The organism is Bosea sp. (in: a-proteobacteria) (assembly GCA_023910605.1).
Taxonomy (GTDB): domain Bacteria; phylum Pseudomonadota; class Alphaproteobacteria; order Rhizobiales; family Beijerinckiaceae; genus Allobosea.
The window spans coordinates 1-11,710 of the sequence record JAAVVV010000001.1 but is presented as its reverse complement, the minus strand read 5'-3'; the positions used below and the strand labels follow the sequence as shown (position 1 = coordinate 11,710).

Here is an 11,710-nt window from a genome sequence, read left to right as displayed (position 1 = left end):
TCATACTAACGGCCCTTACAACTGACCTGTTTGCGCCCAGTGGCGCATCCCGATTGATGTGATGACGTCGGGCCTTTCGGTGAGCCTGTTCCAGGCCTCGCAGGCTGCATTGATGATGTCGGCGTATGTCTCGAAGACGCGGTTCGAGAGGTAGTTGGCACGCAGATACTGCCAGATATTCTCCACGGGGTTCAGTTCCGGCGCGCGCGAGGGCAGCAGGATCGGCGTGATGTTCTTCGGCCAGTTCAGGTCGCCGGTGATGTGCCATCCGGCTCGATCCAGCAGCAGCACGGCATGAGCGCCTTTGGCGACGTGCAGGGATATCTCGTCGATATGCAGTTGCATCATGTCGGTGTCAGCATGGGGCAAAGCGAGGGCCGCGCCCACGCCTCTTTCGGGGCAGATGGCACCGAAGAGATAGGCGTTCTCATAGCGTTGGTCGGCAGGCTGGGTAGGTCTTGTGCCGCGCCTCGCCCATTGCCGGACGAGCCCGTTCTTCTGGCCGATGCGGGCCTCATCCTGAAACCAGATCTCGATCTTCGTCTTGCGCGTCACGCCCTTGATGTGCGCCGCGAGCGTGTTGGGCCAGTTTTTTTAAAAGCCGCGATGACCTCGCCATCTTGCCCGGGATGCCGTGGCCGGGCGCTGATGTGCGAGAAGCCCAGGTGCTTCAGCAGCTTGCCGATGCTGCGCTGGTGATACGCGATCTTGAACTTGTCCGCGATGACACGTTGCAGGTCGATCCGCCGCCAGCGCACCACGCCGTCTACAGCGCGGTTGGGGCCGGTCTCGACGATCTCGGACAGCTCCACCAGTTGCGCCTGCGACAGACGTCTTGGGTTCCCCCGGCGACGGTTGTCCTTCAACCCGGCAGGGCCTTGCTCATTAAACCGATGCGCCCAGTCCCGTAGCGTCTGGCGGTCCATGCCGCCGATCTTGGCGGCCTCCGCCCGGCTCATCCCGTCCAGCGCCGCAGCGATGGACAGCAATCGTCGACTTTGGTTCGCATCCTTGCCCGATGCCGCCAGGCGGCGCAGCTCGGCGGGAGTATGGCTCGGCTTGATCTCGACAACCTTCGGCATGGCGTGGGTCCTCCACGCACTTTGAATCACGCCGCAGTCAGTTTGGGAACCCTCGGTGAGTCAGGTCAAAGGGCCTTTGGTATCATGTTTGGCAAACCCCTTTCCGAGGGCGCGGTGAAGGTTGATATAGCGGTCAACATGGTGATGCATCATGCTGAATACCCCGGCCAAGGCTGGGCCATCGCCCCGAGCATATCGACATCGACCTTGGCGTAGATTGCGGTTGTGTCGCGTGACACGTGGCGCAGCGCGGCCCCAATCTGATCCAGTTCCGCGCCACCGCGCAGCCATGTCGAAGCCAGTGAATGCCGAAACACATGTGCGCCGGTCGGAAGGCCGACGAAACCGCCGCGGGAAAGGACTCGAGAGACGATACCGGCGATCTCGGCCGATGAACGAAATGGGGTGAAAGGGGCTTGGACGCGCAAGAAGACTCGATCGGATGCAACCACCGGCCGGGCGTCCTCGATATAGGCGAGCAGCGCATCACCGACGTCTTGCGGTAAAGGCATAAACACCCCACGTCGGCTTTTGCCGTGCAATCGCAACCTGCTCGCGCGCCAGTCGATGTCGCGGAGATGGAGTTGCCAGATATCGCCAGCCCGCAAGGCCATCCGCGCGAGAAGCAGGATGATGGCGCGGTCCCGCACCTCAACCGCTGTGCCTGTGCCGCAGGACGCGACGATCTCTTCGATGGTCGAAGCCGGGATCGTCTTTGGGACGGTCGAAAGCCTGCGTCGCACCCCTGACGGCACCGCATGAAGCAGCGACGGAGCACACAACCCCTCGCCGATCATGAATCGCAAGAATGTGCGCAAGACTGTTATCGTCATGCGGACTGACGATCGGGAGCGGTCCTCGCCTTGATCCAGAACGATCGAGCGGACGACCGCAGCGGTGATCCCCTGCGGTTCCGATCCAAGCTTCATCAGCCAGCGGCCCAACTCTTGCTGATAGCGCCTGATCGTCTCGGACGTGGCGCCGCGCTCCCGGCGCATCCAAGCGGCAAAATCGGCGAGGCGTGGATCGGCAGGTAGTTCAGTGGCCAACGCGACCGGGATCGATCCTTCTACTCTGAGGAAAGACACGAAGGCGCGGGCACCACGGCGGCGATCCCTATTGCCGGTGCCCTCGACCCGCTTGCCGCGTTTGGTCTTGATCCCGCACTGGCAGTCGTGATGGGCAAACTGCTCAATCAGGTCGTTATCGATATGGCTGGACGGAATACGTCGCTGCAGAGCCCATTCCGCAAAATGCCGCGCCTGACTCATGCGGGCGTTGTAGGTGACCTTGCCGTAGCCTTGGTCAGCAAGGCACGCGGAAAAGCAGGCCAAATGCGGGCCAAGCCGGGCAACCTCGTCTGGAATGGCCACATGGCCGGTATCTTCCAGATAGCGAAGAAACCTCCGGACCTCGGTGATGTAAGCGGGGTCCCGCAACTGCGTGGCGCTATAGCGGCCGCACCGGCAGCGGTGTCGCGCAAAACGACTAATCGCCGCAGTATCAAGATCCCTGATCGCGATATGCTGGTCGGCGACCCACTTCAGGAAATGCCGGGCCGCGCTGAGCGCGCCAGCAGACAACTTGGGATTATCCGCAAGATAACCGCAAATAAGTGCTTGGCCGCTGACAGCCCCGGCGGCTGGCGCGCTGCCGGGGTGAGAGTTGGAGGGGGAGGTCATGTCGGGGTGTCCTTCTGCGATTGAGAGCAGAGGCATCATGATTATGCCAAGTGGAGATCCCGAAATGAAACATCATATCAATGACATGAAGCGCCGCGCTCTGCATAACGCGGACGCGGCATATTACGTCTTATCCGGAGTTCTGGATAAGACGTATTCGCGCGGGGTCAGATCGACCTGGACATCGTTCCATTCTGAGGTGGGGATAAGGCTGAGCCTGCGCTCCATCAGCGCCTCACCGGTCGAGACGATCTGGATGACAGCGGCATGCCCTGCTGCGAGGTCCTCCTCAATCGAACGCATCAAGGTCGGCGTCTTCATCGCCGTCAGGAGATGGCCGAAAAAGCGCTGCTTGGTGGATTCGAACGCCGAGCGCGCCGCAGCCTTGGCTTGCGCGTTGAGGGTGGCTCCCTTGCCGCCCTGGCCGCTGCCGCTCTCGGCTACCTTGCCACTCGTGATGTTGGCCGCTTCCAGCGCGGCATTGAGGTTGCGGTGGATGATGCCGAAGGCCCCGGCATAGGCATCGTAGATTTGCCGCTGCGGCTCCGTCAGCGTGTGTTCAACGAGCTCATAGCGCACGCCGACATAGGACAGTGATCGTGAGGTGTAGAGCCCGAGCGCGCGCAGGTCGCGGGGTCCCCTGGGCAAAGCGCGACAGGGGCGTGACCAGCAGTTTTTCCATGCCGAGCGATGACCAGTCGCGCTGGGCGTCTTCCAGCAGCTTGTCTGATTTGGAGATCCAGAGCGCTTTCCGGCGTCCGCGCAGCCAATGATCGAGCAGGATGCCAGCGCATTGGCGGCCCTTGCCTGCGCCTGTGCCATCACCCAGCATGAAGCCTTGCCGGAAGCGGACGGCGTCCCTGGCATCATCGGGCGCGGCCATCACCACATCGCCGGCGGCATCAACCGTCCATGATCCTGCGAGATGACCCTCATGCGCCTCGCCGGCAAGGATGATGGTCTCAAGCTGGGCGTCAGACAGGATGCCGTCAGTGATCAGGCGCGGCGGCAACATCGGTTGATAGGTGGGTTTCGGCGGCGCGACCGAGGCCATGGCGGCGGATTGCACAAGCCCCGTCGGATGGGGCTGCGCGCCAGCAATCACGATAGTCTGCAAGGCGTAGGGCTCGTAGATCGCCTCGCTGATGCGGGTGTCGCTGGAGGACACCCGTCGCAGGTTTCGTAGGCGAGCGGCACGCCGTCAGGTGGCGCAGCGCGGGATGCGGGCCGGACGGCAGCAGGCACGTCTGGTCCAGAGAGGGAGCGTGCTGGCTGCGTGGGCGTTCGCGCAATGTGCTGCGCTGATCGATCGGGTGTGTGCTGAGATCTCGATCGTCGATTTGAACCGATCAATCCGGTCGCGTTGGCGACAGCATCGCGTCCGGCGAGCCCGCTTTGGCGATCAGGGCCGGGCCATGTCGTCTCAGGAACAGTACGCTCGCGGCTTCCGTCGCCTCATAGGCGAGCTTCCAGTCCCAGCCGCCAGCAGCATCGGATGATCCGAAGGCGTCGGTCATGACCGAGCGCAGAATGGCGGCGTCGATACGCTGACCTTGCTCAAGATGAGGGAGAAGACGTTGCGCAGCGCCATAGATGGCGACCGCACCATGGTTTGTGTCCACTGCCGACACATGAGCTGGCAAGTCACCAGCCATTGGGGTGCCGGGACGTTCGGCGCACGGCGGCAACGCGGTATTCTGCGGCAGCAAGACCGCTGCGGAGACAGATGGGGTCATGGGACAGGTCCACGAGAGAAGTGCGGTGATTGGCCGGGATCGCTCTCTCATTCCGCCCGGCTTGCCCCTCCCCGGCACCGCTCTGCCTCTGGAACGATGTGTCGATGCCAAAAAGGACCGGACAGCAATGAAGGTCGGTTGCAGGTGCCGACCCATGGTCTGCCCGCAACGCCATTCTTGACTTGGACCATTGAGTGGTCCATTTTATCGGTCATCATTCCAACGGAAAGGCCTGGTGCCATGCACGTGTCGGTAAGCGAGGCGAAGGGTCAGTTGACCGAACTGGTCCGGCGCGCCGAAGCTGGCGATGAAATCGTGTTGACCCGCCACGGTCAGCCTGCCGTGCGGCTCGTGCCCGTGAGGTCCATGCCCGAGCCCATGGCGCGTCATCAGCTGCTCGACAGCCTGCGCCGCAAGGCCTCCGCCAAGGCGACGCCGGGCTTGAGTGCTGCACGCAGCCAGGATGAGCTCTACGGCGAGGACGGTCTGCCAGAATGATCGCGGTCGATACCTCCGCCCTGATGGCCATCCTGCTGGATGAGCCGGAAGCCGATGCGTGCATGGCCGTCTTGACCAGCAGCTCGAGGACCGCAATCTCGGCTGGCACCGTCGCTGAATGCCTGATCGTGGCGGGGCGCCGCAATGTCGGTGAAGAAATGGCCGCGCTCATCGACGGCATCGGCTTCGAGGTCATCAGTGTGACGCCAGCTTCAGCACGGCGTGTCGCAGAAGCCTATGCGCACTGGGGCAAGGGTGTGCACGAGGCTGGCCTCAACTTCGGGGATTGTTTTTCTTATGAGGTCGCGCGCGAATTGGGCTGCCCACTGCTCTATGTCGGTCAGGACTTTGCGCGCACCGATCTGGCCAGCGCCCTTCAGGCAGGTTGATCGGAATTGGCATCCGGCGGCACATACATCTCGAACGGGTTGGCGTCGGCGAGATGGCCAAACGGCGTGAACACGTAGTCCCCGTCCTGCCGCCCAACAGCGCAAATGACGTAGCGAATCTCACGGGTCTTCGCGTCTGTGCATTCCATCAAGGCGAGGTGCCCGGCTTCGGCGGCGCGAAGCAGCGTCTGGAAATTGCGGCTGGCATAATCTGGGATCGCCATGGTTTCCTCCATGAATGAGATGCCCGGCGCCGCACTGACCATGTGACGAAGCAGCATGGCTGTGCAGCGAGACCGGGCGGTTGATCGGATGAGAATTCGGGATGTATCGAAGCGGTCGGTGCGTCCGCACTACAGGCGAAAATGCCGGACCAGCTTCTGCGCCTGCATATGCTGCGCGAGCATCTCGCGGTAGAACGTCTTGCGCGCCATACGTCGTCCGGGATTTCGGCGGCAGGCTCGCAGGTCAGCTTGCCGGCGGAGGCGCGCACGACGGCTCGCCAACCGTCATGGACGGCGGCCGCCTAGTGTTTCACATTTTCGGTTCACTGGCGGAATTCGAAAGAGGGGTCATCCGAGAGCGCACTAAGGCTGGGCTGAGTGCTGCTCGTGCACGGGGCAGGGTAGGCGGTCGCCCCGTGAAGCTGACGGGAGATGACCTGAAGGCTGCAAAGGCGCTGCTCGGCGATCCGACAATCACCGTCGCGGATGTCGCCAAGAGACTGGGCGTCTCACCCGCGACGCTCTATCGGCACCTGCCAGCGGCACGTTCAACGATGCAGGAAACGGAGGGCGATTAATGCAGCTCGATATGTTCCCGACACGCATCCGACTTCAGTGCATCGATCCGGCCAAAAACAAGCGCCGATTCTACCTGATGCAGGTCCAACCCACTCTCTTTGGTGGATGGGAGCTGGTCCGCGAATGGGGACGCATCGGCCGTGCAGGGAGGGTGCGTCACGATCCGTATTGCTCCGCAGGGATGGCGCTCGATGCCCTGTCCGCACTCAAGCGGGAGAAGGGGCGGCGAGGATACTGCTGACGGGAGAGTCGGTTAGAGCTGCGATTTGCGCGACCTGACCTTGTAGCCCCGACAGCTTTTCGCGAAGCTTCTGCTCTGTTGCGGGGGCAACGTGTCCTTTGAGTGCCTTGCGCGTTTCATGCAACTTCTTCAACTGCCTGTTGGGAACGAGCAGCCGATCGCCATCGACAATTACTCCGGTGATTTCGGCAGGCTGGTCGATGAAAGACTTTTCTTTGTGATACCGAAGGCCTGCGCCATGAATCGCACGCTTGATGTCCCAAAGCACCTGCGGCGAAAGCGAACTGCCTGATATGGTCACGTCATCGATATAGACCGTCAACTGGTAGCCGTGCTCTTTGCATAGCCGCGCGATGGTCTCCCACACGTCATGGTGGGCGAAGAACGCCATAATAGGGCTAATACCAAAGGCCCTTTGACCTGACTCACCGAGGGTTCCCAAACTGACTGCGGCGTGATTCAAAGTGCGTGGAGGACCCACGCCATGCCGAAGGTTGTCGAGATCAAGCCGAGCCATACTCCCGCCGAGCTGCGCCGCCTGGCGGCATCGGGCAAGGATGCGAACCAAAGTCGACGATTGCTGTCCATCGCTGCGGCGCTGGACGGGATGAGCCGGGCGGAGGCCGCCAAGATCGGCGGCATGGACCGCCAGACGCTACGGGACTGGGCGCATCGGTTTAATGAGCAAGGCCCTGCCGAGTTGAAGGACAACCGTCGCCGGGGGAACCCAAGACGTCTGTCGCAGGCGCAACTGGTGGAGCTGTCCGAGATCGTCGAGACCGGCCCCAACCGCGCTGTAGACGGCGTGGTGCGCTGGCGGCGGATCGACCTGCAACGTAAGCGTGTAGGCAACCCCACGTATCTTTTGGTGTTCTGATCGCTCATTTTCCCGGTGAATCATGTGGGGAATCCTATGAGCGAGAGTATGAATCAAGATCGAGTTTTTGAGGTTTTGACGGCAGCGCCGGTGCGGACGAGGCGCAGGCTACGTGATTGGTCGGTCGACGAGAAGGCACGACTGATTTCCCAGACGCTGTTGCCTGGTGCGAATGTTTCGGCGATTGCGCGTTCTGCCGGGGTTGACCCTTCGCAGCTTTATGGATGGCGGCGACAGGCCCGGGCATCCGGGGCGGTCAAAGCCATGCCCGTTGCGCACGATGAGGTGAAGTTTGCGCGCGTCGAGGCGGCTGGCAACTGGGCTGTGGAGATTGTCATTCGGGATACGGTTGTCCGCGTTGGCGGCGACATCGATGCGGATCATCTGACCGTGATACTGAGGGCGGTGCGCAAAGCATGATTGGCCTGGGTGTCGTCGTTTACGTGTCGTGCCAGCCCGTCGACTTTCGTAAAGGTGCCGCATCCCTGATGGTGCTTGTCCGGGATGGCGGCCTCGACCCGTTCAACGGCGCGCTTTACGTGTTTCGGTCGAAACGTGCGGACCGTGTTCGGATCGTGTGGTGGGATGGCAGCGGCGTTTGTCTCTATTCGAAGACGCTTGAGGAGCAAGGCTTTTGCTGGCCTGCCCTATCGGCGGCTCGCATTCGCCTGGACCATTCGCAGCTGATGGCTCTTCTGGCCGGGATGGACTGGAAGAAGATCCGTCCGACAAAGGTGCGGCGACCCTTGCTGACGGGATGATGTCGATCTGCGGCAAGATGAATCATGCTGCTGTAATCATTGGGAAAGTGAGCGGTTTTGTGCTCTATTTGCACCCATGGATTTACCCCTGAACACCTTGCCGGACGACGTGGATGCGCTCAAGGCGATGGTGCTCGCCCTGGCGCGTGCGCAGGCGCAAGGGGATGTTCGATTAAGAGCCGCGGAGGCTGAAATCGCCCGGCTGGAGGCGATCGAACAGAGCGCCAACGAGCGGATTGCCAACCTGACGCTGATCATGAAGGTCTTGCAGCGCGCGCAACATGGCAAGCGCTCTGAACGGCTCTGCGCCGGTGGTCCTGGGGTCCTCGACGACGAGCAGATTGCCTTTGCCTTCGAGGAGGTGGAGACCGGCCTTTCGAGCGTCCAGAGCGAACTCGACCGGGGCGCCAGGGACAAGCCGAAACGCGCTCCACGCCCGCGCAAAGGCTTTGCTGCGCATCTTGAGCGCATCGAGGAGGTCATCGAGCCGGAACTCCCCGCTGGATATGAGGGCCTGGAGAAGGTGCTGATCAGCGAAGACCGTTCCGAACGGCTCGATGTCATTCCGCCGAAGTTCAGGGTCATCGTGACGCGCCGTCCCAAATATGCCTTCCGTGGCCATGACGGCGTGATCCAGGCGCTCGCACCGGCACACATCATCGAAGCCGGATTGCCAACGGAACGGCTGCTCGCCTTTATCGCGGTCTCCAAATATGCCGACGGTCTTCCGCTTTACCGTCAGGAGGCGATCTACCTGCGCGACGGGGTCGAGATCAGCCGATCCCTGATGGCCCAATGGATGGGCCATCTTGGGTTTGAACTGCAGATACTGGCCGATTACATCCTCGAAAAGATCAAGGAGGGTGAGCGGATCTTTGCCGACGAAACGAGCTTGCCCACTCTGGCTCCCGGATCGGGGAAAGCAACCAAGGCCTGGTTATGGGCCTACGCGCGCGATGATCGCCCCTATGGCGGCACCAGTCCGCCAATGGTGGCCTATCGCTTCGAAGACGGCAGAGGCGCTGAATGTGTGGCCCGTCATCTGTCCGGGTACAACGGCATCCTGCAGGTCGATGGATACGTGGCCTATAGCAGCCTTGCCAAGAGCCAGGCCAAGAGCCAGGCCAAGAGCCAGGCCAAGAGCCAGGCCAAGAGCCACGCCAAGAGCCAGGCCAAGAGCCACGCCAAAAGCCAGGCCAAAACCGGCAGCACAGAAACGATGAGGCTTGCCGGATGCTGGGCGCATCTCAGGCGCAGGTTCTACGATCTGCACATCAGCGGCGTCTCGCAGGCTGCCACGGACAGCGTCATGGCCATGACCGAGCTGTGGAGGGTCGAAGATGACGTGCGCGGCCGGAATGCAGACACCCGCGCGAAGCTCCGGCAGGAAAAGTCTGCGCCTGTCGTCGCGCGCCTCTTCGATCTTTGGGAACGGGAGCTCGGCAAGGTCTCCGGCAAGTCCAAGACGGCGGAAGCAATCCGCTATGCGCTCGCCCGCCGTGAAGCACTCGAACGGTTCCTCTCCGACGGTCGCATTGAAATCGACTCCAACATCGTCGAACGGGCCATCAGGCCCCAAACCATTACGCGAAAGAACAGCCTCTTTGCCGGAAGTGAAGGCGGTGGCAGGACCTGGGCTACACTGGGAACGCTTCTGCAAACCGCCAGGATGAACAATGTCGATCCTCTCGACTGGCTGTCGCAAACCCTCGCGCATATCGCCCAAGGATGGCCCGCATCCAAAATCGACGCCCTCATGCCCTGGAACTTCAGGTCAAACGCCCTCAGCTAACCGCTTACGTTGGGTTTCAACCAGGGTCTGTTACTCAGCATTTCCCCTACCTGTTCAAGCCCTGCGCGAAGAGGATCGTCCAGCAGGTGGGCGTAGCGCTGGGTGGTCTGAACCTGCGTATGGCCGAGGAGCTTGCCGATCATCGGCAGCGTCATGCCGCCTGAAACGAGCAGCGACGCGAAGGTGTGGCGCAGATCATGGATGCGGACTGCGGGCAGTTCGGCCTTCGCCCGGACATCTTCCCAGAACCGCTTTATGTCCTGAAGCGGCTTGCCTTCGGCGTCACCCGGAAACACCCATTCGCATTCTTCGGGCACGCGCAGCCGGATCGTGCGCAGCAACGCGGCGGCGGAAGCGCTGATCGGCGCGCGATGCAGACGGCGTTGCTTGGTGGTAGCCGCAGGCTTGATCCAGACAGCGGCTTCGAGATCGAATTGCTCCCAGCGCGCACTCAGCACTTCGCCGCGCCGCGCGCCGGTGAGCAGGATCAGGCGCACCGCATCGGCGGCGCGCCGGTTCGGATGGGCATCGAGCGCAGCTGACAACCGCCCGATTTCGTCCGTTGAGAGATAGCGATCCCGAGGCGCTTCAGCATTCCGGGCGAAGCCTGCGGCGGGATTGTCAGTGCGGATGCGCCAGCGGATCGCGAGGTTGAACATCTTGCGCAGGATTTCGCCGAGGCGGTTCGCTCGCACCGGCGTCGGCTTGCGGCCTCGTTTTCCCGGCGTGCCACCGGCGATCTGGCGCAGCAGCCGATCAACATCATCGGGCTGGATCTCTGCCGCCTTGCGCGGTCCCCAGGCAGGCTCGACCAGCTTGCGCAGCATCGACGCCTGATCGTCGCGGTTGCGCTTCGCAAGCTTGGCGGCGTGTTCTTCGAGATAGCGGTCGATCAGTTGCCGAACGTTCGGCGACTCCCGGGCTTCGTCGCGTTCCGCCATAGGATCGCGGCCCTGATCGATTTCGCGCTTAAGGCGCTTGGCCTCTTCCCGGGCGGCGGTGACCGACCAATCCGGCCATGCGCCGATGGTGAGGCGGCGTTCCCGCGCCTCTATCCGATAGGTCAGGATGAAAGCGCGCGTGCCGCCGCTGGTGATGCGCACGCCGAAGCCGACAACCTCCTCGTCATAGACGATGATGTTCTTCTGCTTCGGTTGAAGCCCCTTCACATTGCGTTCGGTAAGATGCGCCTTCATGCCTTCGACCCTTTCCGCAGGACTGAGCCGCGGTCATTTCCGGTCAGCAAGATGCTCTCGGCGGCTCTCCCGATGAATGGTGGGAACGGGTGCAAACCGGGCGGAAAGCCAACGGTGCGAAGATCGTGGGGCAGGCTTTCGGGCCGGGACCATCGTTCCGTGTCCGCACTGTGTCCGTCGCCTTCCGTGCCTCGAACGGATGTTCGCGCCGTGTTCCGCCGTCGAATGCGCGCGACGAAAAACGCTGCCGATCCGGTGAGCGCGCGTTCTAGAATCGAACCTGAACGACGTCGATGCCGAAATCCGAATGACATCAAACTGTTATGAAAGGTGTTGCGTTTGCGAACGGTGGCGCATACAAGCGCGGTTCTCAGTGACGCGGGGTGGAGCAGCCCGGTAGCTCGTCAGGCTCATAACCTGAAGGTCATCAGTTCAAATCTGGTCCCCGCAACCAAAATACCAAAGCTAATTCAACAGCTTATGCAAAGCCCCGTTGGCTCTCGCCAGCGGGGCTTTTGCTTGTGTCCGCACTGTGTCCGTTTTCAGGCCATTCAGAAACACGAACCGTCGCTAAAGAGCAGCACTGTTTGGCCGGGAGACCTCAAGGGATCGCCAGCCAGGCACATGCGCCGTCATCAACGCCTTGAACAGGC

General features: G+C 61.9%; 14 protein-coding genes, 1 tRNA gene and 1 pseudogene. 9 read left to right on the top strand and 7 right to left on the bottom strand.

Annotated elements, in window-relative coordinates; genetic code table 11:
• Nucleotides 1-15: 15 nt before the first annotated feature.
• The 4 genes and pseudogenes from HEQ16_00080 to HEQ16_00065 form a co-directional block, all read right to left on the bottom strand.
• A protein-coding gene (locus HEQ16_00080) for an IS630 family transposase (protein ID MCO4052479.1) occupies nucleotides 16-1,082 on the bottom strand; the annotation gives its coding sequence in 2 pieces (ribosomal slippage) (nucleotides 16-596 and nucleotides 596-1,082; 1,068 coding nt in all).
• 149 nt (nucleotides 1,083-1,231) lie between these two features.
• On the bottom strand, nucleotides 1,232-2,764 hold the full coding sequence (locus HEQ16_00075) for a tyrosine-type recombinase/integrase (GenBank protein MCO4052478.1): 1,533 nt from the start codon (nucleotides 2,762-2,764) through the stop codon (nucleotides 1,232-1,234).
• A gap of 123 nt (nucleotides 2,765-2,887) precedes the next feature.
• A pseudogene (locus HEQ16_00070) lies at nucleotides 2,888-3,911 on the bottom strand (hypothetical protein).
• A gap of 202 nt (nucleotides 3,912-4,113) precedes the next feature.
• Nucleotides 4,114-4,500, bottom strand: a complete 387-nt coding sequence (locus HEQ16_00065) for a hypothetical protein (protein MCO4052477.1) — start codon at nucleotides 4,498-4,500, stop codon at nucleotides 4,114-4,116.
• Between the two features lie 240 nt (nucleotides 4,501-4,740).
• Between HEQ16_00065 and HEQ16_00060 the strand changes: the two genes are divergently transcribed.
• Complete coding sequence (locus HEQ16_00060) at nucleotides 4,741-4,998, top strand: type II toxin-antitoxin system prevent-host-death family antitoxin (GenBank protein ID MCO4052476.1); 258 nt, start codon at nucleotides 4,741-4,743, stop codon at nucleotides 4,996-4,998.
• A complete protein-coding gene (locus HEQ16_00055) occupies nucleotides 4,995-5,387 on the top strand; it encodes a type II toxin-antitoxin system VapC family toxin (GenBank protein ID MCO4052475.1) in 393 nt (130 codons plus the stop codon). Before HEQ16_00060 ends, HEQ16_00055 begins: the two co-directional genes overlap by 4 nt.
• Here HEQ16_00055 and HEQ16_00050 read toward each other — a convergent pair.
• Complete coding sequence (locus tag HEQ16_00050; protein ID MCO4052474.1) at nucleotides 5,375-5,611, bottom strand: hypothetical protein; 237 nt, start codon at nucleotides 5,609-5,611, stop codon at nucleotides 5,375-5,377. The genes HEQ16_00055 and HEQ16_00050 overlap by 13 nt on opposite strands.
• A 101-nt stretch (nucleotides 5,612-5,712) precedes the next feature.
• Here HEQ16_00050 and HEQ16_00045 point away from each other — a divergent pair, with 101 nt between their 5' ends.
• Nucleotides 5,713-6,189: a recombinase family protein gene (locus HEQ16_00045; GenBank protein ID MCO4052473.1), complete on the top strand. Its 477-nt coding sequence runs from the start codon at nucleotides 5,713-5,715 to the stop codon at nucleotides 6,187-6,189.
• The gene (locus HEQ16_00040) at nucleotides 6,189-6,431 is read left to right on the top strand and encodes a WGR domain-containing protein (protein MCO4052472.1); all 243 of its coding nucleotides are present in this window, start codon (nucleotides 6,189-6,191) and stop codon (nucleotides 6,429-6,431) included. Before HEQ16_00045 ends, HEQ16_00040 begins: the two co-directional genes overlap by 1 nt.
• Here HEQ16_00040 and HEQ16_00035 read toward each other — a convergent pair.
• Nucleotides 6,397-6,822, bottom strand: coding sequence for a hypothetical protein (locus HEQ16_00035; GenBank protein ID MCO4052471.1), 426 nt, complete (start codon nucleotides 6,820-6,822; stop codon nucleotides 6,397-6,399). The genes HEQ16_00040 and HEQ16_00035 overlap by 35 nt on opposite strands.
• Nucleotides 6,823-6,915: 93 nt before the next feature.
• Between HEQ16_00035 and HEQ16_00030 the strand changes: the two genes are divergently transcribed.
• The 4 genes from HEQ16_00030 to HEQ16_00015 all read left to right on the top strand — a co-directional run bounded on the left by HEQ16_00030 (nucleotide 6,916) and on the right by HEQ16_00015 (nucleotide 9,861).
• The gene (locus HEQ16_00030) at nucleotides 6,916-7,308 is read left to right on the top strand and encodes a helix-turn-helix domain-containing protein (GenBank protein ID MCO4052470.1); all 393 of its coding nucleotides are present in this window, start codon (nucleotides 6,916-6,918) and stop codon (nucleotides 7,306-7,308) included.
• 36 nt (nucleotides 7,309-7,344) lie between these two features.
• Complete coding sequence (locus tag HEQ16_00025; GenBank protein MCO4052469.1) at nucleotides 7,345-7,728, top strand: transposase; 384 nt, start codon at nucleotides 7,345-7,347, stop codon at nucleotides 7,726-7,728.
• Nucleotides 7,725-8,069, top strand: coding sequence for an IS66 family insertion sequence element accessory protein TnpB (tnpB, locus tag HEQ16_00020; protein MCO4052468.1), 345 nt, complete (start codon nucleotides 7,725-7,727; stop codon nucleotides 8,067-8,069). Before HEQ16_00025 ends, tnpB begins: the two co-directional genes overlap by 4 nt.
• Nucleotides 8,070-8,145: 76 nt before the next feature.
• Complete coding sequence (locus HEQ16_00015) at nucleotides 8,146-9,861, top strand: IS66 family transposase (GenBank protein MCO4052467.1); 1,716 nt, start codon at nucleotides 8,146-8,148, stop codon at nucleotides 9,859-9,861.
• Here HEQ16_00015 and HEQ16_00010 read toward each other — a convergent pair.
• Nucleotides 9,858-11,057, bottom strand: a complete 1,200-nt coding sequence (locus HEQ16_00010) for a site-specific integrase (protein ID MCO4052466.1) — start codon at nucleotides 11,055-11,057, stop codon at nucleotides 9,858-9,860. The genes HEQ16_00015 and HEQ16_00010 overlap by 4 nt on opposite strands.
• A gap of 377 nt (nucleotides 11,058-11,434) precedes the next feature.
• Here HEQ16_00010 and HEQ16_00005 point away from each other — a divergent pair.
• Nucleotides 11,435-11,511, top strand: a tRNA-Met gene (locus HEQ16_00005).
• Nucleotides 11,512-11,710 lie beyond the last annotated feature (199 nt).